Annotated in this window: 28 protein-coding genes; 19 read left to right on the forward strand and 9 right to left on the reverse strand. The window is 64.4% G+C overall.

Going from position 1 to position 25,642, the window contains the following annotated elements; all coding sequences use genetic code 11:
• Positions 1-109: 109 nt before the first annotated feature.
• The 3 genes from ACS13N_RS09575 (at position 110) to ACS13N_RS09585 (ending at position 2,464) form a co-directional block, all read left to right on the forward strand.
• Positions 110-1,000 carry a LysR family transcriptional regulator gene (locus tag ACS13N_RS09575; RefSeq protein ID WP_438931451.1) on the forward strand — a complete coding sequence of 297 codons (891 nt, stop codon included), beginning with the start codon at positions 110-112 and terminating at the stop codon, positions 998-1,000.
• Positions 1,001-1,122: 122 nt separating this feature from the next.
• On the forward strand, positions 1,123-1,776 hold the full coding sequence (locus tag ACS13N_RS09580) for a LysE family transporter (protein WP_438931452.1): 654 nt from the start codon (positions 1,123-1,125) through the stop codon (positions 1,774-1,776).
• Between the two features lie 46 nt (positions 1,777-1,822).
• Positions 1,823-2,464 carry a LysE family translocator gene (locus ACS13N_RS09585; RefSeq protein WP_048933335.1) on the forward strand — a complete coding sequence of 214 codons (642 nt, stop codon included), beginning with the start codon at positions 1,823-1,825 and terminating at the stop codon, positions 2,462-2,464.
• A 3-nt stretch (positions 2,465-2,467) separates the two neighbouring features.
• Here ACS13N_RS09585 and ACS13N_RS09590 read toward each other — a convergent pair whose 3' ends face one another.
• The gene (locus ACS13N_RS09590; protein ID WP_438931453.1) at positions 2,468-3,895 is read right to left on the reverse strand and encodes an MFS transporter; all 1,428 of its coding nucleotides are present in this window, start codon (positions 3,893-3,895) and stop codon (positions 2,468-2,470) included.
• Positions 3,896-4,057: 162 nt separating this feature from the next.
• On the opposite strand from ACS13N_RS09590, the gene ACS13N_RS09595 reads away from it, so the two are divergent.
• The gene (locus ACS13N_RS09595) at positions 4,058-4,555 is read left to right on the forward strand and encodes a MarR family winged helix-turn-helix transcriptional regulator (RefSeq protein ID WP_438931454.1); all 498 of its coding nucleotides are present in this window, start codon (positions 4,058-4,060) and stop codon (positions 4,553-4,555) included.
• Here ACS13N_RS09595 and ACS13N_RS09600 read toward each other — a convergent pair.
• The 3 genes from ACS13N_RS09600 to ACS13N_RS09610 all read right to left on the reverse strand — a co-directional run bounded on the left by ACS13N_RS09600 (position 4,552) and on the right by ACS13N_RS09610 (position 7,237).
• Positions 4,552-6,084 carry a YifB family Mg chelatase-like AAA ATPase gene (locus tag ACS13N_RS09600; RefSeq protein ID WP_438931455.1) on the reverse strand — a complete coding sequence of 511 codons (1,533 nt, stop codon included), beginning with the start codon at positions 6,082-6,084 and terminating at the stop codon, positions 4,552-4,554. The two genes, ACS13N_RS09595 and ACS13N_RS09600, sit on opposite strands and share 4 nt — an antisense overlap.
• A gap of 204 nt (positions 6,085-6,288) precedes the next feature.
• On the reverse strand, positions 6,289-6,801 hold the full coding sequence (locus ACS13N_RS09605) for a DUF1269 domain-containing protein (protein WP_438931456.1): 513 nt from the start codon (positions 6,799-6,801) through the stop codon (positions 6,289-6,291).
• A 172-nt stretch (positions 6,802-6,973) separates the two neighbouring features.
• Positions 6,974-7,237: an accessory factor UbiK family protein gene (locus tag ACS13N_RS09610; protein ID WP_438931457.1), complete on the reverse strand. Its 264-nt coding sequence runs from the start codon at positions 7,235-7,237 to the stop codon at positions 6,974-6,976.
• Between the two features lie 541 nt (positions 7,238-7,778).
• Here ACS13N_RS09610 and ACS13N_RS09615 point away from each other — a divergent pair.
• The 10 genes from ACS13N_RS09615 (at position 7,779) to bfr (ending at position 17,041) form a co-directional block, all read left to right on the forward strand.
• A complete protein-coding gene (locus tag ACS13N_RS09615; protein ID WP_438931458.1) occupies positions 7,779-8,597 on the forward strand; it encodes a TorF family putative porin in 819 nt (272 codons plus the stop codon).
• A 69-nt stretch (positions 8,598-8,666) separates the two neighbouring features.
• Positions 8,667-9,005, forward strand: a complete 339-nt coding sequence (locus ACS13N_RS09620; RefSeq protein ID WP_021196337.1) for a P-II family nitrogen regulator — start codon at positions 8,667-8,669, stop codon at positions 9,003-9,005.
• Between the two features lie 29 nt (positions 9,006-9,034).
• A complete protein-coding gene (locus ACS13N_RS09625) occupies positions 9,035-10,573 on the forward strand; it encodes an ammonium transporter (RefSeq protein ID WP_438931459.1) in 1,539 nt (512 codons plus the stop codon).
• Positions 10,574-10,989: 416 nt separating this feature from the next.
• Positions 10,990-12,285, forward strand: coding sequence for a glutamate--cysteine ligase (gene gshA, locus ACS13N_RS09630; protein ID WP_438931460.1), 1,296 nt, complete (start codon positions 10,990-10,992; stop codon positions 12,283-12,285).
• Between the two features lie 24 nt (positions 12,286-12,309).
• Positions 12,310-13,293, forward strand: a complete 984-nt coding sequence (gene gshB, locus ACS13N_RS09635; RefSeq protein WP_438931461.1) for a glutathione synthase — start codon at positions 12,310-12,312, stop codon at positions 13,291-13,293.
• A gap of 119 nt (positions 13,294-13,412) precedes the next feature.
• Positions 13,413-13,868, forward strand: coding sequence for a PTS sugar transporter subunit IIA (locus ACS13N_RS09640; protein ID WP_039598986.1), 456 nt, complete (start codon positions 13,413-13,415; stop codon positions 13,866-13,868).
• Positions 13,837-14,106: an HPr family phosphocarrier protein gene (locus tag ACS13N_RS09645; RefSeq protein ID WP_039598987.1), complete on the forward strand. Its 270-nt coding sequence runs from the start codon at positions 13,837-13,839 to the stop codon at positions 14,104-14,106. Before ACS13N_RS09640 ends, ACS13N_RS09645 begins: the two co-directional genes overlap by 32 nt.
• A 35-nt stretch (positions 14,107-14,141) precedes the next feature.
• Positions 14,142-15,893, forward strand: coding sequence for a phosphoenolpyruvate--protein phosphotransferase (gene ptsP / locus ACS13N_RS09650; RefSeq protein ID WP_438931462.1), 1,752 nt, complete (start codon positions 14,142-14,144; stop codon positions 15,891-15,893).
• Positions 15,894-16,124: 231 nt separating this feature from the next.
• Positions 16,125-16,400: a (2Fe-2S)-binding protein gene (locus ACS13N_RS09655; protein WP_021196344.1), complete on the forward strand. Its 276-nt coding sequence runs from the start codon at positions 16,125-16,127 to the stop codon at positions 16,398-16,400.
• Between the two features lie 161 nt (positions 16,401-16,561).
• Complete coding sequence (bfr, locus tag ACS13N_RS09660) at positions 16,562-17,041, forward strand: bacterioferritin (RefSeq protein ID WP_039598989.1); 480 nt, start codon at positions 16,562-16,564, stop codon at positions 17,039-17,041.
• Positions 17,042-17,110: 69 nt separating this feature from the next.
• Here the strand turns inward: bfr and ACS13N_RS09665 are convergent, their stop codons facing one another.
• From ACS13N_RS09665 to gpmA, 3 genes are all read right to left on the reverse strand, one after another.
• Positions 17,111-17,872: a HesA/MoeB/ThiF family protein gene (locus tag ACS13N_RS09665; RefSeq protein WP_438931463.1), complete on the reverse strand. Its 762-nt coding sequence runs from the start codon at positions 17,870-17,872 to the stop codon at positions 17,111-17,113.
• A gap of 69 nt (positions 17,873-17,941) precedes the next feature.
• Complete coding sequence (locus ACS13N_RS09670; RefSeq protein ID WP_438931464.1) at positions 17,942-19,528, reverse strand: S41 family peptidase; 1,587 nt, start codon at positions 19,526-19,528, stop codon at positions 17,942-17,944.
• Positions 19,529-19,646: 118 nt separating this feature from the next.
• Positions 19,647-20,393, reverse strand: a complete 747-nt coding sequence (gene gpmA, locus ACS13N_RS09675) for a 2,3-diphosphoglycerate-dependent phosphoglycerate mutase (protein ID WP_438931465.1) — start codon at positions 20,391-20,393, stop codon at positions 19,647-19,649.
• 174 nt (positions 20,394-20,567) lie between these two features.
• Between gpmA and ACS13N_RS09680 the strand changes: the two genes are divergently transcribed.
• The 4 genes from ACS13N_RS09680 (at position 20,568) to ACS13N_RS09695 (ending at position 23,062) form a co-directional block, all read left to right on the forward strand.
• Positions 20,568-20,990, forward strand: a complete 423-nt coding sequence (locus ACS13N_RS09680; RefSeq protein ID WP_438931466.1) for a rhodanese-like domain-containing protein — start codon at positions 20,568-20,570, stop codon at positions 20,988-20,990.
• Between the two features lie 17 nt (positions 20,991-21,007).
• The gene (gene grxC / locus ACS13N_RS09685) at positions 21,008-21,265 is read left to right on the forward strand and encodes a glutaredoxin 3 (RefSeq protein WP_004633497.1); all 258 of its coding nucleotides are present in this window, start codon (positions 21,008-21,010) and stop codon (positions 21,263-21,265) included.
• Between the two features lie 149 nt (positions 21,266-21,414).
• Complete coding sequence (gene secB / locus ACS13N_RS09690; protein WP_021196351.1) at positions 21,415-21,936, forward strand: protein-export chaperone SecB; 522 nt, start codon at positions 21,415-21,417, stop codon at positions 21,934-21,936.
• A gap of 109 nt (positions 21,937-22,045) precedes the next feature.
• A complete protein-coding gene (locus ACS13N_RS09695; protein WP_438931467.1) occupies positions 22,046-23,062 on the forward strand; it encodes an NAD(P)H-dependent glycerol-3-phosphate dehydrogenase in 1,017 nt (338 codons plus the stop codon).
• A gap of 34 nt (positions 23,063-23,096) precedes the next feature.
• Here the strand turns inward: ACS13N_RS09695 and trmL are convergent, their stop codons facing one another.
• Both trmL and ACS13N_RS09705 read right to left on the reverse strand, forming a co-directional pair.
• A complete protein-coding gene (trmL, locus tag ACS13N_RS09700; RefSeq protein ID WP_438931468.1) occupies positions 23,097-23,567 on the reverse strand; it encodes a tRNA (uridine(34)/cytosine(34)/5-carboxymethylaminomethyluridine(34)-2'-O)-methyltransferase TrmL in 471 nt (156 codons plus the stop codon).
• A gap of 108 nt (positions 23,568-23,675) precedes the next feature.
• Complete coding sequence (locus ACS13N_RS09705) at positions 23,676-24,398, reverse strand: ComF family protein (RefSeq protein ID WP_438931469.1); 723 nt, start codon at positions 24,396-24,398, stop codon at positions 23,676-23,678.
• A 111-nt stretch (positions 24,399-24,509) separates the two neighbouring features.
• Between ACS13N_RS09705 and ACS13N_RS09710 the strand changes: the two genes are divergently transcribed.
• Complete coding sequence (locus ACS13N_RS09710) at positions 24,510-25,451, forward strand: methyltransferase domain-containing protein (protein ID WP_048933886.1); 942 nt, start codon at positions 24,510-24,512, stop codon at positions 25,449-25,451.
• Positions 25,452-25,642: the final 191 nt, after the last annotated feature.

Here is a 25,642-nt window from a genome sequence, read left to right on the forward strand (position 1 = left end):
GAAGGGGTTTGGCTTCCCACACCGCAGCACAGTTTATGGGAACAAATTTCCCGTATTGGCCTAAAAAATTCCCATATAGTGGTCCAGATAGGAACCAATCGGGGCGGCAATGCAAGACAAACTGGATGGGGTTGCAACGTTCGTGCAGGTCGTTGAGGCCGGCGGATTTGCACTCGCCGCGGAGCGGCTTGGCCTGACGCGCTCGGCAGTCGGCAAGGCGATTGCCCGGTTGGAGGCGCGGCTCGGTGTCCGACTGCTCCATCGCAACACGCGTCACCAAGTCCTGACGACGGAGGGGCAGGGGTACTACGAGCGCTGCGTGCGTGCGCTGGCGGAACTGGACGCTGCGGAAGCCGACCTGGACAACGGTCGTGTGGAGCCCAGTGGCCGGCTGCGGGTGAGTGTGCCCGAGGCCTTCGGGCATCTATGTGTTGCGCCGATCCTGCTTGGGCTGACGCGTCGCTATCCGCAACTGCACATCGACCTGTCGTTCAGTGATCGGTATGTGGACCTGATCGAAGAAGGCTTTGATCTTGCCGTCCGGATCGGCACGCTGCACGACAGCGGTACGCTGGCGGCCCGATACTTGGGCACGCAGCACGTCAGCATCGGCGCGTCTCCCGCCTATCTGCAGCAACACGGCATACCAGGCAGTCTGGAGGCGTTGGATGGACACATTGGGATCGCACGGTCTCACGCAGGGGGCCCCGCGCCGTGGGATGTGCAGGCTGCCGGTGTAGGTGTACGGGCGCAGATCAGCATGGATGACGTTCAGGCCATCGCCGCTGCAGCCATCGACGGCTACGGTCTGGCTTGGCTACCCAGCTGGCTATTGGCCAGACACGTACAAAGCGGAGCATTGGTGCCTGTCTTGGAGAGCTACCGTGTCAGCTCTCAGGAAATCCACGCGGTGTGGCCACAGGTGCGCCATCTGCGCTGCAAGACGCGGGTTGCCATCGATGCGCTCGTCGCCCATATCCCAGCGACGATGAATCCGTGAGCAGTTGAAGATACTGTCTAGATAGGGTGCTCAAACAATTGGGCTCAAGCGCGCTCGCGGCAGCCGGTGCACAATCGTCGTCTTCCGCTGCACCTCAACTCACCACATCACGGGGAACCATCATGACGTTGCAAGTCTGGCTGGCCTTCTTTCTGGCCGCCTGGGTGATCGCCATTTCGCCGGGCTCGGGCGCAATTCTGTGCATGAGCCACGGGCTCACACATGGCGTGCGCCGCACGTCGGTCACGATTGCCGGGCTGGAGCTGGGCATCGTGGTGATCCTGTTCATCGCGGGTGCCGGGCTGGGCGCGTTGCTGATTGCGTCGGAACACGCCTTTACGGCCATCAAGATCGTCGGCGCGATGTACCTGATCTATCTGGGCATCGTGCAGTGGCGCACGCCCATCCAGATTGCCAAGCCTGCCGAAGGCGAACCCCACAATGCGTCACCTCGGGTGTCGGGCAGCAGTGCGCACCGTCGCTTCCTGGTCGGGCTGCTGACCAACCTGACGAACCCGAAAGGCATCCTGTTCATGGTGGCCGTGCTGCCGCAGTTCATCGACCCGGTCAAGCCGCTGCTGTCTCAGCTCGGCATCCTGGCGGCGACGATGGTGTTCGTCGACCTGATCGTCATGCACGGCTATGCGCTGCTGGCCTCGCGTGCGCAGCGCCTGTTCCGCAACCCGCGCGCGCTGCGCTGGCAGAGCCGTTTCTTCGGCGGCATGCTGATGAGCATCGGCGCCGCGCTGTTCTTCGTGAAGCGACAGACCAACTGATCGGCGGTCACCGTATCGCCCCTGCATCCCGGCAAAGGAGCTCCTCATGACATTTCAGGTCTGGCTGGCGTTCTTCGTTGCGACAACCGTGACGGCCATCGCGCCCGGCTCGGGCGTGATCCTGTGCATGAGCCACGGCCTGACGCACGGCATGCGCCGCACGTCGGTGACGATCGTGGGGATGGAGATCGGGATGACCGCGATCCTGTTCATTGCGGGTGCGGGGCTCGGTGCTGTGCTGGTGGCCTCCGAGCACGCCTTCATGGCGGTCAAGATCGTCGGTGCGCTGTACCTGATCTACCTGGGCGTCATGCAGTGGCGCTCGCCCATCCGGATCGGCCAGGCCGCTGAAGGTGAGGCCGGACAGGCGTCGGGCAGCAGCGCACGCCGCCGCTTCCTGACCGGGTTGTTGACCAACCTGACCAACCCCAAGGGCATCGTGTTCATGGCGGCCGTGCTGCCGCAGTTCATTGACCCCGCCCGGCCGCTGCTGCAGCAACTCTGCATCCTGGCCGCAACCATGGTGTGCATCGACCTGGTGGTTCTGCACGGTTATGCGCTGCTGGCCGAGCGTGCGCAGCGCGTGTTTCGCAATCCGCGCGCCCTGCGCTGGCAGCGCCGCGTGTTCGGCGGCACGCTGATGAGTCTGGGTGCGGCGCTGTTCTTCATGAAACGGCAGACTGCCTGATCTTCAATGCGCCTGCGAGGCCGGCCGCGTGCCGAGCCCCGCGTGCGCAATCACCAGCGCACCCACGGGCGCCACCGCGAACAGCAGAAACAGCCAGCGCGACGCCACGCCCAGATCCGGCGCCGGGCCCGCCGCGCCCAATGTGTTGAGCACCACCCCACCCAACGCTGCCCCCAACGCCGTTGCCACCAACTGCACCGTCACGATCGACGCCGATGCGCGGTCATGGTCTTCTGCTGGCGCTGCCGTCATGATGCGGTTGCCCAGGTGCGGCCACACAACGCCCACCCCCAACCCCACCAACGTGAGCGCGACGATGATCAGCGCGGTGATCCACACGTTGCCCGCGCCCATCGGCACCAGTATCGCCAGCACCAGCAGTCCCAACGCGCACGCCCACGGCGCCACGCGAATCACGCGCGTGACCGACGCCTCGCGCAACGCAGCGCTCAGGATGGCGCCCAGCGTCCAGCCGGCCGAGGCCGTCGCCGCGATGTAGCCGGCAATCAGCGGGCTCTGCCCATGCAGCCGCTGCAGGAACAGCGGCACGAAGATCTCCGTGCAGGTGACGGTGACGGCCAGCAGCGCAGACACGCCGTACAGCGCCGCGAGCGCCGAGCGGCCCGCGTATGCATCGGCGGGCAGGATGCGGCGGGATGAGTGCATCTCTACGCGGCGGATCGCCAGCAGCGTGATGCCTGCCGCGATCAACCCGAGCGCGCCAAGCCACGGCGTGTCGCTGACGCTGGCCCAGGACGCTGCCACCACAGCCGCCGCCAGGAGCACGAGTTGGCGCGCAGGCACTGGTGTCGGACGTTCCGTTTGGGTGGTCGCCGGTTTCAACACGACCACGGCGGCAGCGGCCGCCAGCGCGATCAGCACGACCAGCGACCAGAACGCCAGCCGCCACGTCGCGTACTGCGCAAAGATGCCGCCCACCGCCGGCCCGAGCAGCGTCGCAATGCCCCACATGCCCGAGAGCAGCGCCAGCGCACGCGGCCACAGGGGTTCGGGCAGCACGCTGCGCATGAGTACATACGGCGCCGACAGCAGCACGCCGCCGCCCAGCCCCTGCAGCACGCGGCCCACCAGCAGCACCGGCATGGTGGGCGCCAGCGCACACAGCGCCGAGCCGCCGCCGAACACTGCAGCACCCAGCAGGTACGCGCCGCGCGGCCCAATGTGCTGGATCACCTGTGCCGCCACCGCCGCCCCGGTGATCGACGCGACGATGAACAGCGTCGTATTCCACGCGTAGAAGGCCACGCCGCCGATGTCGTCGACCACGCTCGGCAGGATCGTCGTGGTCAGGTAGAGGTTGATGGCATGCAGCGCCACGCCGGCGGCCAGCACCAGCACGCGCAGCGCATTGGCACCGCGAAACAGATCGAGCCACGAGGCGTCGTCTGCGGTGATCGAGGTTGAACTCATCTTGGGCTCCAGCAAGGGAATGGGGGATACCTGCAAGACGCGTCAGCCGGGTTGGCTGTGACAGTCGGCTTGCGCTGTATCGCTTGGTATCGCACTATCTTGGCGTCAAGATAAAAACGAGTTATCTCGACGTCAAGATAACCACCGCTGGAGGAAGGGAGAATGGACCGTGCTGCACAGGCCGTCGAACAATGGAATCGCGAGCGCCCAGACCTGGATGTCGGCTCGATGCTGCTGCTCGGGCGCCTGGGCGAGGCGGCGCTCGTCATCGCGCGTGAACGGCTGAACCCGCTCTTTGCGGAGTTCGGCTTGCAACCCGGCGAGTTCGACGTGCTCGCCACTCTGCGCCGCAGCGGCGCGCCGTATGCGCTCACCCCCACCGCGCTGTACGACGCGACGATGATGTCTTCGGGCGGCATGACCAATCGCATCGATCGCCTGCAGCAGGCCGGCTGGGTGGAGCGCCGCCCCAATCCGGAAGATGGCCGCGGCACGCTCGTCGCGCTCACCAAGGCGGGGTTTGCGTTGATCGACAAGGCGGTCAGCGCGCATGTGGAGAACCAGCGCGCCGTGCTCTCGGTGCTGACGGACGCCGAGCAGCGGCAGTTGGCGAAGCTGCTGGCGAAGCTGATCGACGGGCAGCGCACGGACGAGAGTTAGTCCGCCTTCACCCCACGCCGATACTGGATCGCCTCACCCACGTGCACCGCATCGATCTGCTCGTCGCCTGCCAAATCTGCGATGGTGCGGGCGAGCTTGAGCACGCGTGCATAGGCGCGGGCAGACCAAGAGAAGCGCGTCATCGCGTGGCGCAGCAGGCCATCGGCGGCATCCGTGCGGGCGCAGTGCAGATCGATCTCGTGGCCGGCCAGCAGCGCATTGCGCTTGCCCTGGCGCGTGAGTTGTCGCGCATGCGCAGCGGACACGCGCTCGGCCACGTTGACCGTAGGCTCGCCCGGCGGTCCGTCCAGCAGTTCTTCCTGCGAGGGCGTCGGCACTTCGATTTGCACGTCGATGCGATCAAGCAGCGGGCCGGAGATGCGCGCCTGGTAGCGCTCCACCTGGTCTGGCGTGCAGCGGCACGCGCGCAGCGGATGGCCGCGATAGCCGCAGGGGCACGGGTTCATCGCGGCAATCAACTGGAAGCTGGCAGGAAAGTCGGTCTGGTGCGCGGCGCGCGAGATGGTGATGTGGCCAGTCTCCAGCGGCTCGCGCAGGACCTCGAGAACACGGCGCTCGAACTCGGGGAGTTCGTCCAAAAATAAAACGCCTTGGTGCGCCAGCGAGATCTCGCCTGGCCTCGGCGTATTGCCACCGCCGACCATCGCCACTGCCGACGCCGTGTGGTGCGGCGCCCGGAATGGGCGCACCTTCCAGCGCTTGGCATCGAAGCCGCGCGTCGTCAGGCTCATCACAGCGGCGGCGGAAAGTGCTTCGTCATCGCTCATGTCCGGCAGCAGGCCGGGAAAGCGTTGCGCGAGCATCGATTTGCCGGTGCCGGGCGGGCCGATCATCAGCATTGAATGGCCGCCCGCTGCCGCCACTTCCAATGCACGCCGCGCTTGCGGCTGGCCGCGCACGTCCGACAGATCGGGATAGCGGATATCGGCATCGACCGGCGCGGGCAACGCGGGCGCAAGTTTGCGGTCAGGGGCGCTAAGGTGGTCGCACACCTCGATGAGCGTGCGCGCGGGCAGAACCTTGGTGCCGCTGACGAGCGCAGCTTCGGCTGCGTTCTCAGTGGGCAGCACGAAGGCGCGCGTGAGCGGCGCTTCGCCATCTGCGGATGCGGGGTTGCGCGACAGCGCATACGCCATCGCCAGCGCACCGCGGATCGGCCGCAGGTCACCCGAGAGCGACAGCTCGCCCGCAAACTCGTGCGCATCCAGATGCGTATGCGGAATCTGCCGGCTCGCGGCGAGGATGCCCAGCGCAATCGCCAAATCAAACCGCCCGGATTCCTTCGGCAGATCGGCCGGCGCCAGATTGACCGTGATGCGCCGTGCTGGAAACTCGAAGCGGCTGTTCTGGATGGCCGCGCGCACGCGGTCTTTGCTCTCTTTCACCTCCGTGTCGGGCAGCCCGACGATGGTGAACGATGGGAGCCCGTTGGCCAGATGCACCTCTACGGACACCGCTGGCGCATCGATGCCGGAAAGCGCGCGTGAACGCAGGACGGCGAGGCTCATCGCGGCGTTCTCCGATTGACATGACGAGCGGAACAGAGGGCAGGGTAGGGGTGCATGGCGTGTCAGTGCGCGGCGTAAGAGGAACCTGCCACTGTGCCAGCCACGCTATGCCGTCAACTCGGCTTGCATCCAAATTTGACGCGCAGTCTGAATGCAAAAAGAAACCGGAGCACATGGCTCCGGTCTTGTTGTCGGCAGATCAAATCAGGGGAACGCAGGCATCGCCGAATCCTCGCCGCTGAAGCGGCCTTCGGGATGCGTGTTCTGCAGCAGGGCGCGCACTTCGGGCACGCGCGAGCGTGGTACGTCCACCATCAACAGGATCTGCCCATCCTCCACCGCCTTCTTGAACGGTTTGAGGCGGCTGTTCGGCACGGAACTGCCGATCATGCTGGAGGCCCACGCGCCAAACAGCGCGCCGACCACGGTTGTGATACCGACCATCCCCCACTGCGGCCCTTCGCCGATGATCGGGAACAGCGCGGCCACGATACCTGCGGCCACGCCCGCGCCACCGCCGATCACCAGCCCGTTCTGGGTGGCGTGGACGATGTCGGAAGTCTGGAGCAGGTTGGCCTCGTGCAGGCCAGTGAGGTCGGCGCCTTCCTTGGCGACGAAGTGGATGTGGCGCTCGGTGATGCGCGCCAACAGGAGGTCATTCATGACACGCCGGGCGCTGGCGACGTCCGGCAAGAGAAAGTAGAGGCGATGCTGCATGATCTTCTCCTCAAGCGCTGCTGCGCGTGCGTCTTAAGGACGTTCTAGATCAGTTCGCCAGCCGCAACAAGGCGGCGCACTCAACTTTTCGCTGTGCGCCGCAGCATGGGTGCGGCGGCAGGCACAGCGGGGGAAGGCGCCTGCACCCGGCGTGATGCCGGGTGTGCGCGTGTTACTGGTTAGCGCTTGCCGGAGCAGTCGTCTTGAGCTGCGCTTCGAGCGCGGCCACGCGCGTCTCCAGCTCTTCCAGGCGGGCGCGCGTACGGGCCAGCACCTGCGACTGCACATCAAATTCCTCACGCGTGACCAGATCAAGCTTGGAGAAGCCCTGGGTCATCATCGCGCGCACGTTCTTCTCGATGTCGGCGGCCGGCGAGTTGCGCAGTGCCTCGGTCACGCGGTTCTGAAAGTCGGTAAAGAGATCGGTGGGTTTCATTGAGGTTCTCCGAGGGTCGTGCTGCCTGCGCCAAGCCGGTGCATGCACCGCTTTTGTGCGCGGGGATTGCCGTGCCATGGTGCGCTGAGCGGCACAAGGCGCGTGGTTTCGGTGCTGCAGGCGTGGATGCTACCCGTTGAGCGCTTCCAACTCCACAAATCCCGGCAAGTCTCGCTGCGATGCGGCATTGCCGGTGCCGTCCAAACGGGGACAGATTCGACGTCTGCCGCCCCGAAACATCAGGCTGGGCCGTGACACGGTGTTGAAATCACTCTATCACATGGCTTTTTACGCGCCAGGGCGGGCCGAGGCTGTATCAGACAGATCAGCCTGCGGCAACCGTTGGCGGGTGGCGCGCATCACCTGGGCGATCCGTCCCCAATTTCCTTTGCTTCCTCCCTCAAGCCGCGCGCGGCGTCACGGTCGAGGAAACCCTCCAACTTCACTACATCGACATGGCATGACAGTTGCAGAACTGGTGCGACTTTTTTCACGTTTCCACGTTCCGTTGTTGCGACTTTCTAAAAGGGGGAGAGCCGTTATGAAGAAATTTGCGTACGCAGCCAGTGTGGTGTTGTTGACCGGTGCCGCCGCCGGTATGACTCAAAGCGCCATCGCCCAGACTGCGCCCGCCGCGCCGGCGGCCGATGCACCTGCCGCAGCACCCGCTCCGGCACCTGCACTGACTGCCAACGTCACGCTGGCCAGCCAATACCGCTATCGCGGCATCATGCAGACCAACAACAAGCCGGCCATCCAGGGCGGGGTTGACTACGCCATTCCGGGCGGCGTGCTGCCTGAAGGCTTCTACGTCGGCAACTGGAACTCGTCGATCAGCTGGCTGAGCGATTCCAACTCGAGCGTGTCTGCACCCATCGAGATGGACTTCTACGGCGGCTACAAGACCGAGATCGTCAAGGACGTGCCTATCGACGTGGGCGTGCTGCAGTACTACTACCCGGGCAGCTATCCCGACGGCTTCACGCGTCCGCACACCACCGAAGGCTACGCGCAGATCGGCTACGGCCCGGTCACGTTCAAGTACTCGCATGCGTTCTCGAACCTGTTCGGCACGCCCGATTCGCACCACAGCCAGTACTTCGACCTGTCGGGCAACTTCGACACCGGCTTCTGGGGCCTGACGCTGAACCTGCACGTCGGCTATCAGCAAGTGCCGCACCAGACCGTGCGTGCCTCGTATGCCGACTGGAAGGTTGGCGTGACGAAGGACTTCGGCAGCGGCTGGACGGCATCGCTGGCGTACATCGACACCAATGCTTCGCGCGCCTTCTACACCAACACGCGCAACAGCTACATGGGCAAGGCGACGGCGCTGCTGTCGGTCACCAAGACTTTCTAACCAGCTAACGAGGCGAAGCGGCGCCCATTGAGCAACAGCAGGGCGCTGCCAATCGAGGAGGAATCCAGCATGAAACTCATCATGGCGGTCATCAAGCCGTTCAAGCTCGACGAAGTCCGTGAGGCGTTGTCCGAAGTCGGCGTGTCGGGCATCACCGTGACGGAAGTCAAGGGTTTTGGGCGCCAGAAGGGGCACACCGAGCTGTATCGCGGCGCCGAGTACATCGTCGACTTCCTGCCTAAAGTGAAGATCGAAGTAGCCGTGCCTGACGACGTGCTCGAGCGCGCCGTTGAGGCCATCGAAAAATCCGCACGCACCGGCAAGATCGGCGACGGCAAGATCTTCGTGGCCGACGTTGAACAAGTCATCCGCATCCGCACCGGCGAGACCGGCGGCGACGCTCTATAAGCCCAATCTGCCAAGGAAGAGGTCAAAACATGAAAACCTGGTTCACACGATTCCTGACCGCAGGGGCCGTTGTTGCGGTGCTTGCGGGCGCCGTGATGTCGGCACCCGCCGTTGCGCAGGACAAGCCGGCTGCTGAAGCCTCGGCACCGGCTGCAGCGGCCCCTGCAGCAGCTGCTGCGTCCGACGCCGCCGCTGCTCCGGCCGCAGCCGCTGCTGCCGCGCCGGCTGCCGCCTCGGCACCGGCCGCTGCCACGCCCGTGCCCAACAAGGGCGACACGGCATGGCTGCTGGTCTCTACCGCCTTCGTCATTCTGATGACGCTGCCGGGCCTCGCGCTGTTCTACGGCGGCCTGGTGCGCAAGAAGAACATGCTGTCGGTGCTGATGCAGTGCACGGGCATCTTCTCGCTCATCATCATCCTGTGGGCCATCTACGGCTATAGCTTCGCGTTCACCGAGGGCAACGCCTTCTTCGGCGGGCTCGATCGCCTGTTCCTGAAGGGCCTGACGCCGGATTCGGTGGCCGCCACCTTCAGCAAGGGCGTGGTGGTGCCGGAGTTTGCGTACTTCGCCTTCCAGGGCGCGTTTGCCGCGATTACCTGCGCGCTGATCATCGGTGCCTTCGCCGAGCGTGCGAAGTTCTCGGCCGTGCTGCTGTTCGTGGTGCTGTGGTTCACCTTCAGCTACCTGCCGATCGCCCACATGGTCTGGTTCTGGCCGGGTCCGGATGGCTTTACCGATGCCAAGGCGGCTGAAGTGATGACGTCCAAGTCGGGCTGGCTGTTCCAGAAGGGCGCGCTGGACTTTGCCGGCGGTACCGTGGTGCACATCAACGCCGCCGTTGCTGGTCTGGTGGGCGCCTTCCTGTTCGGCAAGCGCATTGGCTTTGGCCGTGAAGCCCTCAAGCCGCACAGCCTGACGCTGACGATGGTCGGTGCCTCGCTGCTGTGGTTCGGCTGGTTCGGCTTCAACGCCGGTTCGGCCCTGGAAGCCAACGGCTCCGCCGCACTGGCCTTCGTCAACACGCTGCTGGCCACCGCCGCTGCCGTGCTGTCGTGGAGCTTCGGTGAGTGGATCGGCAAGAGCAAGCCGTCGATGCTGGGTGCAGCCTCGGGTGCCGTGGCGGGCCTGGTGGCCATCACCCCGGCCGCCGGTTTCGTCGGCCCGATGGGCTCGATCGCGCTGGGCATCCTCGCCGGCCTGCTGTGCCTGTGGGGCGTGAACGGCCTCAAGCGCATGCTGGGCATGGACGATACGCTCGACGTGTTCGGCGTGCACGGCGTGGGCGGTATCCTCGGCGCGCTGCTGACCGGAGTGTTCGCCAGCCCGAGCCTGGGCGGCACCGGCATCTACGACTACGTCGCCAACAAGGTGGCTGACGGCTACTCGATCGGCGGCCAACTGTGGATTCAGCTCCAAGGCGTGCTGACCACGATCATCTGGTCTGGCGTGGTCGCCTTCATCTCGTACAAGATCGTCGATGCGATCGTCGGTCTGCGCGTGCCGGAAGAAGAGGAACGCGAAGGTCTGGACATCACGTCTCACGGCGAAACTGCCTACGAAGACTGATCGTCTGCCTGACGCTGCGAAAGACCCGGCTTCGCGCCGGGTTTTTTGCGGTGTTGCGTTTCAAACAGTGAAACGCCTGCTGGGCGCGGAGTCCGAGCCCGGACGGCCTTAACTCCGATGTAAAAAACCTTCAATTGCCTCTCGTTATGCGGACGCTTACATTGCAGACGTGGTTTCCTCCACCTGCAGAACGCTCCCCGTATCTGTCAGGCTATTCCCCAAGCGCGGCAGCCCCGCGCTTTTTTTTTTTGTCCGCGCGATTTGTCGTCCATTTGTGTGTGGTGTTGTGCGTTACCACACACCTCCCCTTGCGAAACCGTCCACTGACCGCATATCGATAGCCCGCTGTCGTCTGCAAGCTATTGCCTGTTCCTCTACAATCGGAGCGGGCGATAAATTACATCAATAGGAAGGGTATGGTTCCGCACCTGATCACCGCGCTGAACGGGCCGCTGCTGGAGCTCGAGCAGAAGATTCTTGACGCCACGCCCGCCATCGAACGCTGGTTCCGCCTGGAGTGGCAAGAGCACACGCCGCCGTTCTACTGTTCGGTCGATTTGCGCAACGCCGGCTTCAAGCTGGCGCCGGTCGACACGAACCTGTTCCCGGGCGGCTTCAATAACCTGGCGCCCGAGATGCTGCCGCTGGCCGTGCAGGCCGCCATGGCCGCCATCGAGAAGATCTGCCCGGACGCCAAGAACCTGCTGCTGATCCCCGAGCGCCATACGCGCAACATGTTCTATCTGCAGAACGTGGCGCGCCTGTCGCAGATCATGCGCCAGGCCGGGCTCAACGTGCGCCTGGGGTCGCTGTCCGAAGACATCACGGAGCCGACCCCGATCGACCTGCCCGATGGCCAGCGCCTGGTGGTCGAGCCGATTTCGCGCATCGGCACCAAGGGCCGTCGCCTGGGTATGGAAGATTTCGACCCGTGCTCGATCCTGCTGAACAACGATCTGTCAGCCGGCGTGCCGCCCATCCTTGAGAACATCAACGAGCAATACCTGCTGCCACCGCTGCACGCAGGCTGGTCGCAGCGTCGCAAGACCAACCACTTTGCCGCCTATGACGAAGTGGCCAAGAAGTTCGCCAAGCTGATCGATATTGACCCGTGGATGGTCAACCCGTACTTCACCAAGTGCAGCGGGCTGGACTTCCACGAGCGCGCTGGTGAGGAAGAGCTTGCCCACGCGGTCGAAACGGTGCTCAAGAAGACCGCCAAGAAGTACAAGGAATACGGCGTGACCGAGACCCCGTACGTGGTGGTCAAGGCGGATGCCGGCACCTACGGTATGGGTGTGATGACCGTGCGCGATCCTTCCGAGGTCAAGGGCCTCAACCGGAAGGAGCGCAACAAGATGAGCGTGGTCAAGGAAGGCCTGGAGGTCTCCGAGGTGATCGTGCAGGAAGGCGTGCACACCTTCGAGAAGATCAACGAGGCCGTGGCCGAGCCGGTGGTCTACATGATCGACCGCTACGTGGTGGGTGGTTTCTACCGGGTTCACACAGGCCGCGGCGTGGACGAGAATCTGAACGCGCCGGGCATGCATTTCGTGCCGCTGCCGTTTGCGTCGAACTCGTTGCCGGACAGCCACGCCAAGCCGGGCGCCGGCGAGCCGAACCGCTTCTACATGTATGGCGTGGTGGCTCGCCTCGCTTTGCTGGCCGCGTCGCTCGAACTCGAGAAGACAGACCCGAACCCGCTGATCTAAGCACACGCTGTTGAGGGAGCCGCCATGCGCATCCTGTTCATCGTCGATCCGCTGTCGACGTTCAAGATCTACAAGGATTCCACCTTCGCGATGATGCGCGAGGCGACGGCACGGGGCTACGCGATCTACACGTGCCTGCAGTCGCAGCTGACGCTGGCGGGCAACGTGGTCGAAACCGTTGCCACGCCCATCGCCCTGACCGGCAATGAAGAAGACGGGCAGGAGTGGTATCGCGCAGGCGATGCGCGCCTGCTGCCGCTCACCGGCTTTGACGCCGTGCTTATGCGTAAGGATCCGCCGTTCGACATGGAGTACGTCACCAGCACGTGGCTGCTGGAGGTTGCTGAGCGGCAGGGCGCGCGCGTGTTCAACAAGCCGCAGGCGATTCGTGACCACTCCGAGAAACTGGCGATTGCGCAGTTTCGCGAGTTCACCGTGCCGACCATCGTGTCGCGCGATGCCAAGCGCCTGCGCGACTTCCACGCCGAGCAGGGCGATGTCATCTTCAAGCCGCTCGACGGCATGGGCGGCGCGGGCATCTTCCGTGTCGGGCCCGACGGCATGAATCTCGGCGCAGTGATCGAATCGCTCACCGACAACGGCGCGCGCACGATCATGGCCCAGCAGTACATCCCCGCCATCCGCGAGGGTGACAAGCGCATTTTGCTGATCGGCGGTTCGCCGGTGCCGCATTCGCTGGCGCGTATTCCGATGGCCGGTGAAGTGCGCGGCAATCTGGCCGCCGGAGGCACGGGGAAAGCACAACCGCTGTCTGAGCGCGATCACGTGATTGCGCATGCACTTGCGCCGGTACTCTGGCAGCGCGGCCTGCTGCTGGTCGGCCTGGACGTGATCGGCGACTATCTGACCGAGGTCAACGTCACCAGCCCGACGTGCTTCCAGGAAATCACCCAGCAGACCGGCTTCAACGTGGCTGGCATGTTCATCGACGCGCTGGAGCGGGCTGCCGGCAAGACGTCGGGCGGATTGGGTCGGAAATCGATCTAGGACGGCGGTATAGCCCCTCCGGCGGGTGTCCTCCGCTCGGGGGAGTTAGGCCACATCTGCGCACAATAGCCCCAAATGGCCCTGATACAATCGGTGTCACACTGATTCGCTTTTCGATCATGGCAGGGATTCTGATCATCGCTCATGCGCCGCTGGCCAGCGCACTGCGCGATTGCGCTGCACACGTGTATTGCGGCCAGCCCGAGCGGCTGGGTGCAATCGACGTCCTGCCCGATGCCGAGCCGGCCGCCGTGCTGGCCCAGGCGCGCGCCAAACTCGCGGAACTGGTCGAGGACAACGGTGCGCTGGTGCTGACCGACATCTTCGGGGCAACCCCCGCCAACATCGCTTCGCGTCTGGCTGATCCGGGCCGCGTGCGTGTGCTGGCCGGCGTGAACCTTCCGATGCTGGTGCGCGCCATCTGCTATCGCACCGAAAAACTCGAACAACTTGCTGCCAAGGCCCTGGCCGGCGGCGCGCAAGGCGTACTGCAGGTCGGCTCGACAGCCGTTCAGAACCAGGTTGCCAACCATCCGGACAAATATGCTGCAGAGGGATATCACCATCATCAATAAGCTCGGGCTGCATGCCCGCGCCTCCGCCAAGCTTACGCAGCTCGCCAGCAAGTTCGACAGCCAGATCAAGATGTCGCGCAACGGCCGTCAGGTCGACGCCAAGAGCATCATGGGCGTGATGATGCTGGCCGCCGGCATCGGCTCCACCGTCTCGCTGGAGATCGAGGGCCCGGACGAGCAGGCCGCGATGGACGGGCTGGTCGGACTCATCAACGACCGCTTCGGCGAAGGCGAGTAACCCACAACACAACGTAGTTCCCGGCCAGCGTCTCTATGCCATTCACCCTGCACGGCATTCCGGTTTCGCGCGGCATCGCCATCGGCCGTGCTCACATGCTGGCGCGCGCGGCACTGGACGTGTCGCACTACCTTGTCGACGAAGACAAGCTCGATGCCGAGGTCGAGCGCCTGCGTAGCGCCCGGGCCGCCGTGCGCGGCGAGCTGGTCACGCTCAAGCGCGATCTGCCCGCCGATGCGCCAGAAGAGATGGGCGCCTTCCTCGACGTGCACGCGATGATTCTGGATGACGCGCTGCTCTCGCAGGTGCCCGAGACGCTCATTCGCCAGCGCCGCTACAACGCCGAGTGGGCGCTGACCACGCAGCTCGAAGAACTGATCCGCCAGTTCGGCGAGATCGAAGACGAATACCTGCGCGAGCGCAAGGCCGACATCGAGCAGGTTGTCGAGCGCATCCTGAAGGCGCTGGCCGGTGCGCCCGCGCTGGCGCCTGCGCCGGTGGCCGTCGGCTGCGATCCAGACGCCGGCATGATCGTCGTCGCGCACGACATCGCCCCGGCCGACATGCTGCAGTTTCGCGGCCAGACCTTCGCCGGTTTCGTGACGGATCTGGGCGGGCGGACTTCGCACACCGCCATCGTCGCGCGCAGCCTGGACATTCCGGCAGCGGTGGGCGTGCACAACGCCAGCGCGCTGATCCGGCAGGACGACATCATCATCATCGATGGCGATACCGGTATCGTCATCGTCGACCCGAGCGTGGCCATCCTTGAGGAATACCGCCATCGCCGCAGCGAGGGCGAGCTGCAGAAGAAGCGCCTGGAGCGCTTGCGTCACACACCCACCGTCACGCTCGATGGCACGCAGATCGATCTGCTCGCCAACATCGAAATGCCGGAGGATGCGGCTGCCGCCGTGAAGGCCGGCGCCGTGGGTGTGGGGTTGTTCCGTTCCGAATTTCTCTTCATGAACCGGCGTGGCGCATTGCCTGATGAGGAAGAGCAGTTCCGCGCGTACCGGACGGCGGTTGAGTCGATGCAAGGCCTGCCAGTGACCATCCGCACGATCGACATCGGCGCTGATAAGCCGCTCGACATCCGCGACGACGTGTTCGAGACCGCGCCCAACCCGGCGCTGGGCTTGCGCGCGATTCGCTGGTCGCTATCGGAGCCGGCGATGTTCCTCACGCAATTGCGCGCGCTGCTGCGGGCGTCGGCCTTCGGGCCGGTGAAGATTCTCGTGCCGATGCTCGCGCACGCCCGCGAGATCGACCAGACGCTGGATTTGCTCACGCGCGCCAAGGCCTCGCTTGACGCTGATGGCCTGGCCTACGACCCGACCGTCAAGGTTGGCGCCATGATCGAGATTCCGGCGGCCGTGTTGATCCTGCCGGTGTTCCTGCGCCGCATGGATTTTCTTTCCATCGGCACGAACGACCTGATCCAGTACACGCTGGCCATTGACCGTGCCGACAATGCGGTCGCGCATCTGTATGACCCGCTGCATCCTGCCGTGCTGCAGTTGATCGCGCGCACCATCCGCGAGGGGCATCTGGCAGGCAAGCCGGTGTCGGTGTGCGGCGAGATGGCGGGGGATTCGACCATGACGCGCCTGCTGCTCGGCATGGGGCTCACCGAGTTCTCGATGCATCCATCGCAGTTGTTGAGCGTGAAGCAGCAGATTCTGCGCTCGGACCGCCCGCGTCTGATGCGCGAGGCCGACCGCCTGCTGCACACCTGCGAACCCACCGAAATCCAGGACGCACTGGGCGCGCTGGCTCGTGCCTGATTTGCTGATTTTTTAAGCGCCGGCTCTGACCGACTGTCGTGCCGGCACATCGCCCGCTTCAGGGAAAACTCCCCGCTAAGTGATTGAAATTGCACGTCTTTCTGTGAAAAGACGGCTCGCGTGCACCTGCATATCCATGCCGATCGAATGGGGTAGAACAAGAATTGTTCTCATTACCATTCTCTGTTATTCTGGTCTCACAGCGCGTCCTGAGCGCTGCGGAGGAATGCCGTGTACGTCTGCATCTGCAACCAAGTGACCGACCGCGAAATCCATGGCGCCGCCCGTCTGGGTGTGTCGACAATGGACGAACTCGCCGAGACGCTGGGCGTCGGCACCTGCTGCGGACAATGCCGGGACTGCGCCAAGCAGGTGCTCGCTGAAGCCGTCAGCTGCATCCCCGTCGATCAGGTGTTGGGCCGTGCAAGCACGCATGCCATAATCGAGCGTCGCGACGAGCCCGTTGCCAACGATCAGGCCATTTCGGCTAGCGCGTTGGCTGCCTGACCCCCGTTTTCCTGTTTCTCGTTTTTCCCGATTCGCCGCGATCTGCCGCCTGGGCTTCATAGCCTCGGCGGCATTTATTGCTTGGGTCAGCACAGGGCTCGCCTTGAACGGACGCGTGCGTGCGTCCATCACCGCAGTTGCACTTTGCTGGAGCCCCAAGAATGAAAGGCGATAAGAAGGTCATCCAATATCTGAACGCCCAGCTCAAGAACGAGCTGACCGCCATCAACCAGTACTTCCTCCACGCGCGCATGTACGGCCACTGGGGGCTCAAGCGCATCGGGGACCACGAGTACAAGGAGTCCATCGGCGAGATGAAGCACGCCGATCGCCTGATCGAGCGCATCCTGATGCTCGAAGGCCTGCCGAACCTGCAGGACCTCGGCAAGCTGATGATCGGCGAGAACACCCCGGAAATGCTCGAGTGCGACCTGAAGCTGGAGAAGGCTGCGCACACCACGGTGGTCGAAGCCATTGCGCACTGCGAGTCCGTCAAGGACTACGTCAGCCGCGAGATTTTCGTCGACATCCTCGACGACACCGAAGAACACATCGACTGGCTGGAGACGCAGTTGGAGCTGATCGACAAGGTCGGCATCCAGAACTTCCTGCAGTCGCAGATGGAAGCCGACAGCGAGTAAGCCTCGTCGATCGGCAAAGGAAAAGGAGGCCTTGGCCTCCTTTTTTGTTGTCCGCGCTCGGTGGACTGACTAGTGCACGCCACCACAGACCGGGCACGAGGCCTGACGCGCCACGCGCATTGTCGTCCACTCCATCGACAGGCCGTCGAGCATCAGGAGGCGCCCCGCAAGCGAGCGGCCGATGCCGGCAATCAGCTTGAGCGCCTCGGCTGCCTGTACGGTGCCCACCATGCCAACCAGCGGTGAGAACACGCCCATCGTTGCGCACGCCACATCCGGCGCGGGCTCGTCGGGCGGGAATAGGCAAGCGTAGCAGGGGCCGCCGGCACGACTATCGAACACGCTGATCTGCCCGTCGAAGCGGATGGCCGCGCCCGACACCAGCGGTACGCCCGCGCGCACGCAAGCGAGGTTGGCGGCCTGGCGCGTGGCGAAGTTGTCGGAGCAGTCGAGTACCACACTCACGCTCGAATTGGCCCCCTCTAGCAACGCGCCGATGCTGTCGGCATCCAATCTGCGCTGCACGGTATTGACCTGCACACCGGGGTTCAGCCGTGCGATGGCAGCCTGTGCCGATGCCACTTTCGGTTGCCCGACCGACTCGGTGGTGTGAATGATCTGGCGCTGTAGGTTGGTCAGGTCGACCGTGTCGTCATCGACGATGGTGAGCGCCCCCACGCCTGCGGCCGCAAGGTAGGGCAGAGCCGCCGCGCCCAGCCCGCCCGCGCCGATGACAAGTGCATGCGCTTCGAGCAGGCGCGTCTGTCCCTCGATGCCGATCTCGTCGAGCAGGATATGGCGGGAGTAGCGCAGCAGTTGGTCGTCGTTCATGGCGATGCAATGAAAAAGGCCGTGCATTGCACGGCCTCGTAAGTTTGCCAGTGTTTGCCGGCCAGTGTCTTAACGGGCGCCGCTTGGCTCCGGGGCCGGAATCACACCGCTGGCCGGAACGTTGGGCTTCGGTGCCGCCGGTTTGGCCTTGGACTTGGCATCGCTGCTGTCCTTGGCTGCCGGCGACTTGGCCGGCTTGTCCGAGGTTGCCACGGCTTCGAGCACCGACTTCGAACGCTTGACCGGCTGGCCGCGCAGTTCGTTGATGGCTTGCTGCAGCATGAAGTCGTCGGCCGAACCGAACTCGATCGGCTTCTTGTTGCGTTCCTTCTCGCGCTGCTCTGGCGTCTTCTTGGCGTTTTCTTCTTCCAGGCGACGCAGCTCTTCAACGCGGCGCTTTTCGCGCTCGGTCATCTCGCTTTCTTCTGACTCCTGCTTGTTGTGCAGGTGGCGCTCAGTGTCGATCTCGCGGGTGATCAGCGCGTCGTCCGGGTCGCCATCGGGGTTCTGGTCGACCGGAATATCCGGGCGCACGCCCCAGGCCTGGATCGACTTGCCCGACGGCGTGTAGTAGTACGCGATCGTCAGCTTGATGCCGGTGTCATTCGACAGAGGACGCACCGTCTGCACCGAGCCCTTGCCGAAGGTCGTCTTGCCCATCGTCTTGGCGCGGTGGTGATCCTGCAGCGCGCCGGCCACGATTTCCGAGGCGGAAGCCGTATAGGCGTTGGTCAGCACGATGATCGGCACCGTCTTGAACTCGGGGTCCAGACCCGTCAGCGGATCGGCGTCGAAGTTGCTCAAGCGGTAGTTGGCGAAGCTCGCCTTGTACGTGCGCTTGGCGTCCGGCACCTGGCCGTTGGTCGAGACCACGGTCACGTCCGGCGGCAGGAACGCAGCCGACACGCCCACGGCGGCTTGCAGCACGCCGCCACCGTTGTTGCGAAGATCGAGGATCAGGCCCTTGAGGTGGGCGTCCTGTTTTGCCAAGTCATTGAGCTTCTTGGCCAGGTCCGGCACGGTGCGTTCCTGGAAGCTCGTGATGCGCACCCAGGCGATGCCGTTGTCCAGCATCTTGGCCTTGACCGACTGCACCTGGATCTCGGCGCGGGTGATGGTCAGCGGGAAGGTGCGCTCTTCCTTCTTGCGATAGATGGTGAGCGTGACCTTGGTGCCCGGCGCACCGCGCATGCGCTTGACGGCTTGCTCCAGCGGCATGCCACGCACGGGCTTGTCGTCGATGCGGGTGATCAGGTCGCCCGGCTGCACGCCGGCACGGAAGGCGGGGGTGTCTTCAATCGGGTTGATGACCTTGACCAGGCCCTCTTCCTGCGAAATCTCGATGCCCAAGCCGGCGAAACGGCCCTGGGTGCCTTCCTGCAGTTCCTGGAAGTCCTTCTTGTCGAGATACGCCGAATGCGGGTCAAGGCTGGAGACCATGCCCTTGATGGCTTCGGTCAGCAGTTTGTCGTCGTCCACGGGCTCGACATATTCGCGCTTGATCTGGCCAAAGATGTCGGCCATCAGGCGGAGCTTTTCCAGCGGGAGCGGCCCGACCGTCGCGTTCTGCGCAGTGGCGGAGAGCTGGAGCGTCGCCAGCACCCCGGTGACGAGGCCGATGGCGATCAAGCTGATGTTCTTGAGCGAAGTTCGCATGTGTCGAGCGTGGACGTGGGAACAGTAGATAAACATGACCCGGGATGGCTCGCGCACATCCCGGGCTACAGGCTTCGACAGTATAAAGGCGTTGGAGTGCCAAACGCCTCGTTACGGTTTATTTCGACTTACCCTGGCTGGCAACCGCCGCGAGGGACGCGGCAATCGCTTCCTGATCGCCGAGGTAGTAATGGCGGATCGGCTTGAGGTTGGCATCCAGCTCATACACAAGCGGTGTGCCATTGGGGATGTTCAGGCCGACGATGTCAGCGTCCGAAATGCCATCGAGATACTTCACCAGGGCGCGGATGCTGTTGCCGTGCGCGGCGATCACCACGCGCTGGCCGCTCTTGATGGCCGGGGCGATCGATTCTTCCCACAGCGGCAGCACGCGGGCCACGGTGTCCTTCAGGCACTCGGTCAAGGGCACCTGTTCGCGCGTGAGGCCGGCGTAGCGCGGGTTGCCGAAGGCGTCGTTTTCGGCGCCGGGCTCGAGGGCGGGCGGCGGGGTGTCGTAGCTGCGGCGCCAGACGAGGACTTGCTCGTCACCGAACTTGGCGGCAGTTTCGCCCTTGTTCAGACCCGACAGCGCACCGTAGTGACGCTCGTTCAGGCGCCATTCGTTGCGGGTCGGAATCCACATCAGGTCCATCTCATCCTGCACATGCCACAGCGTGCGGATCGCACGCTTGAGCACCGAGGTGTAGGCCAGATCGAAGGTGAAGCCGGCTTCGCGCAGCAGGCGGCCGCCTTGGCGGGCCTGGGCGACGCCCGTGTCGGTCAGGTCGACGTCAACCCAGCCGGTGAAACGATTCTCCAGATTCCACGTCGATTCGCCGTGGCGGATGAGGACGAGCTTATGCATGACTGCCATGATGAGAAGTGAGAAAACCTGCGCGCGGTCTGCGTCGATGTGTCGTGCGTCATCGTGCGGCCGCCGAAACCGACTATTTTATAATGCCGCGGGCATCGCGCCCCCGAACCGTTCGGCTGATGTTTGCCAATTCGGCTCGCCCGACCCATCCAGGAAACCCATACCGTGAAGTTCTTTGCCGATTACAACAACCTCGCCCTGCTTGCCGTTGCCATCGTTTCGGGGCTGCTGCTGCTCTGGGCGCCCATCCAGCGCCGCATCTCGGGCGGCGGCGGCGCCAAGGTGAGTGCCCCGACGGCTACCCAGCTGATCAACCGTCGCAACGCGGTGGTGGTGGATGTGCGCGAGAGTGCTGAATACGCCGCAGGTCACCTACCGCAAGCCAAGCATGCGCCGCTCGGCGAGCTGGAAGGCAAGGCAGCCGGCCTTGCAAAGAACAAAGAGACCCCCATCATCCTCGTATGCCAGACCGGCCAACGTGCTGGGAAGGCGCAAGCAGTGTTGAAGCAGGCCGGTTACAGTGAGGTCTATTCGCTTGAGGGCGGATTGGCCGCCTGGCAGCAGGCCGGTCTTCCGGTTGTGAAATAAAAAACGAGGTTTGAAGCATGGCGCACGTGGTTATGTACAGCACCACCGTCTGCCCCTATTGCGTGGCAGCGGAAAGACTCCTGAAGCAGCGTGGCGTCGAGCAGATCGAAAAGATCCTGATCGACCGCGAACCCGGCAAGCGCGAAGAGATGATGACGCGCACGAACCGCCGCACCGTGCCGCAGATCTACATCGACGAACGCCACATCGGCGGCTTCGATGATCTGTCTGCGCTGGACCGCGAAGGCGGGCTGGTGCCACTGCTGGCGGCCTGAGCGCCACACGAAAACGCCCGGTCTTGACCGGGCGTTGTACTTTTAGGCCCGCTCTCATGGTGGGCGCCATTGCGTCATGTACCATACGCGTCTTGCGCGCGAGACCGATCCCGCCGCGCACTGACCACACATCTATCTGAAGGCGAGTCATGAGCGACCAGCAACAGCAGCAACCGGGCCAGGACGGCCAGCCGTTCTTCAACATCCAGCGCGTGTACCTGAAGGACCTGTCGCTGGAACAGCCGAACTCGCCGCACATCTTCCTCGAGCAGGAACAGCCGTCCGTGGAAGTGCAGGTGGACGTGTCCGCTTCGCAACTGGCCGAAGGCGTGTTTGAGGTGGTGGTGATCGGTACGGTCACGACCAAGGTGCAAGAGAAGGTGGCCTTCCTGGTGGAAGCCAAGCAAGCCGGCATCTTCGACATCCGCAACGTGCCGGACGAGCAGATGGACCCGCTGCTGGGCATCGCCTGCCCGACCATCGTGTACCCGTACCTGCGCTCGAACATCGCCGACACCATCGGCCGTGCCGGCTTCCAGCCGATCCACCTGGCGGAAATCAACTTCCAGGCTCTGTACGAGCAGCGCCTGGCTGCCGCCATGGAGCAAGCCCAAGCTGCCGGCGGCAACAGCGGTCTGGTGATGCCGGACGGCTCGAAGGCCACCCACTAAGTACGAGGCGCATTGCGCCAGAAGCCCGCGCCGGCCTACGCTCGCGCGGGCTTTTTCTTTTGCTCGACCTTTTGCCTGACCGATCCGAATCTTGAACATGCACACGCGCATGCGAATTTCCGTTCTGGGTGCTGGCGCCTGGGGCACTGCCCTGGCCAGCCATGCAGCACAATCGCACGATGTCGTGCTGTGGGGACGTGACGCCAGCCTCGTCACGCAGATGGCCGCCACGCACATCAACGAACCGTACCTGCCGGGCATCGCGCTGCGGGCGTCGCTGCGTTTCGATGCCGACCTGCAGGCCGCGCTGGATCATGCTGCTGGCGAGGACGCATTGGCTGTCATCGCCTCGCCTGTTGCCGGGCTGGCGGACCTGACCCGCGCGGTTGCCGCGCACGGTGGTGTGCGTAACGTGATCTGGCTGTGCAAGGGGTTTGACCCGCAGACCAGTGCATTGCCACATGCCATCGTGGCCGAGGTGCTGGCGCAGACCGGTCGCACGGATCTGGTGACCGGCGTGTTGTCCGGCCCGAGCTTTGCCAAGGAAGTCGCACAAGGATTGCCGTGCGCGATGACGGTGGCGTCCACCAGCGCCGCGCTGGGCAAGCTCACACAGCGCGGCTTCCACCATCACGCGATGCGTGTGTATGCGAGCGATGACCTCGTCGGCGTGGAAGTGGGGGGGGCGGTGAAGAACGTGCTGGCCATTGCAACCGGCACGGCAGATGGTCTGGGCCTGGGCTTGAATGCGCGCGCGGCATTGGTGACGCGCGGCTTGGCCGAGATGACGCGTTTGGGGATCGCACTGGGTGGTCGGCCGGAAACCTTCATGGGCCTGACCGGCATGGGCGATTTGCTGCTCACCGCCACGGGCGATCTCTCACGCAATCGCACGGTCGGCATGCAGCTCGCACAGGGCCGCACGCTTGACGACATCCTGCACAGCCTTGGCCACGTTGCCGAGGGCGTGCGTTGCGCGCGTGCCGTGGCTGCGTTGGCGCGCGCAAAAGGCGTCGATATGCCGATCACCTTCACGGTGTGCGAAGTCCTGTTCGAAGGTCTCGCACCCGCACTCGCGGTGGATCGCCTGCTGCAGCGCGACGCCAAGGCGGAATCGACGCGCTAGCGCTAGAGCTAGATATTGAGGCGCAGCGCCTTCCTCAGGCGCCGCCCTCGAATCCGTTCTGCCGCCACGCTTCGAATACCACCACCGCCACGGTGTTCGACAGATTCAAGCTTCGGTTGTCGGGCCGCATCGGCAGGCGAATGCGCTGCGAGGTGGGAAACCACTCGCGCCGTTCTTCCGACAATCCACGCGTTTCCGAACCGAACACAAACCAGTCACCCGGCCGGAATGCCATGCTGGCAAACGGCGTGGAGCCGCGCGTGGTGAGCGCGAACATGCGGGTCGGATCGGGCTGCTCATCGCGCAGGAAGGCGTCCCAATCGGCATGCACGCGCATCGTCGCGTACTCGTGATAGTCGAGGCCGGCGCGGCGCATGCGGGCGTCCTCGAGTGGAAAACCCAGCGGTTCAATCAGATGCAGCTGCGCACCCGTGTTGGCGCATAGGCGGATCACATTGCCCGTGTTGGGCGGGATTTCGGGCTCGACGAGGACGACGTTGAACATGATGGCGGCAGGAAAATTTCGGCGGCGAGCTTATCTAGATTGACGAGGGTTGTCACCCCGCCACAGTGCCGCGCCCAGACCGCGACACAATGTCGCATAAGCATGTAACTAGGGCGTGCGCAAGGCAACCACATTGGTGACACGTGCAGCGCCTGCGCGCTTGAGTTGGGTGGCGATCTCGCCGAGGGTGGTGCCGGTGGTCATCACATCGTCGAGGACGCCGACGTGACGCCCCGCAATGCTGCCCGGGTCTGTCACTTCGAAGGCGCCGTGCAGGTTCGCCAGCCGCTCGGCGCGGTCAAGCGAGGCCTGGGCAGGATTGTCGCGCACGCGGCGCAGCCCGTCTGCCTTGGCGGGGATGGCGAGTTGCCTACCCAGCCGCCGGGTGATCTCCCATGCCTGGTTGTAGCCGCGCGAGCGCAGGCGGGCGGCCGACAGCGGCACGGGCAACAGGAGGTCCGGCAGGCTACCCGGCGCAGCAGTCAACGCATCCCCTAAACGGTCGGCCAACCAGGCCGCGAGCGGCAACTGCGCCCGAAATTTCAATCCGGTGACGAGGTGATCGAGCGGCCAGCCGTAGTCGGCAATGACGACGGTGGCGTCGAAATCGGGCGCGCCGGCCAAGCAGGCAGGGCAATGCCGCGCGACGTGTCGGGTCTCTAGCGCGATGGCGCACTGGACGCAGCGTCGCCGGTACAGCAGCGGCGCCAGATCGTCCATGCAGCCGACACAGACCAATTCACGCTGGACCGCGCCGCACAGCGCGCAGGCACACGGCAACAGCTGCCGCAGACCGGCATGAAACCATTGGCGCAACAGGGTTGGGGACATGGCAGCCAAAAGCCGCTATCCCAGCCGATTTGCGGCCGATATGCCATCAGACGGCGCCTGAAACATCCCGCCGGTATACTTGGTGACCGCAGTTCCAGCCTCGATTTGTCGATGTCCGATCCCGTTCTCGCCCATCCTGCCGCCTTGCGGCGCGCTTTCGATCGCCGCGCCGCGCGTTTTGCCGACGTGGACTTCCTGCTGCGCGAGGTCGGGGCCCGGATGCAGGACCGGTTGTCGTACATCAAGCTGACGCCGTCGCGTGCGCTGGACCTGGGCTGCGGCCTTGGACAAGGGTTGGCGGTGCTGCGCGCGCAGTACCCGGATGCGCAGATCTGCGGCGTGGACTGGTCCTCCGCCATGCTGGCGCGGGCGACGCAGCTCGATCCGCAACGCACGGACACCGGCTGGCTCGGCCGGCTGCTGAAGAAGCGTCCCGTCTTCGATTTCGCTCAGGCGGACTTCCGCGCGCTGCCATTTGCTGATGCGTCGTTCGACCTGCTGTGGTCCAACCTGGCACTGCACTGGGATCCATCCCCGCACGCGATCTTCCCGGAATGGCACCGCATCACCACCGAAGGCGGTCTGCTGATGTTCAGCCTGTTCGGCCCGGACACCCTGCGCGAGCTGCGCAGTGCGCTGGCTGGTATCGATGCGGGCGTGCACACCCTGCGCTTTGTCGACATGCACGATATTGGCGACATGCTGGTGCACAGCCGCTGGTCCACGCCCGTGATGGACATGGAGCAGCTCACCATCACCTACGAGACGCCGCAGGCGCTGCTGGCCGACGTGCACCTGCTGGGCGGCATGGCCGGCCTCATGGATGAAAGCGGCCGTCAATTGGCCGGCGCAGGCCTGCACACGCCGCGCTGGCGCCAACGACTATTCGATGCGCTCGACGCCCAGCGCAATCCCGAGGGCCTGATTCCGCTCACGTTCGAGGTCGTCTACGGCCATGCCTGGAAGCTGGCGCCCACCCGGCGGCAGGCGCTGGATGACGAGGGGCGGGCGATGATTCCGGTCGATCAGATCGGTCGCAAGCCGCGCGCCTGAGGCGGTTCTTGATGCAGGGACGGTATTGATGGCCGCTTGTCAAGCCGGGACTTGCATAAAGGCGCTTTACCTTGTTTGGGGTCAATTGGGACCATATACTGTGCCGGTTTGTCGCAGCAGTCCCCCCTAAGGCCTATCCCGTTTTTGCCACGGGCGAACCGATCGGGTATGCATCCGAGGCAGGAGTGGTT

The organism is Ralstonia sp. 24A2 (assembly GCF_051783885.1).
Lineage (GTDB): Bacteria > Pseudomonadota > Gammaproteobacteria > Burkholderiales > Burkholderiaceae > Ralstonia.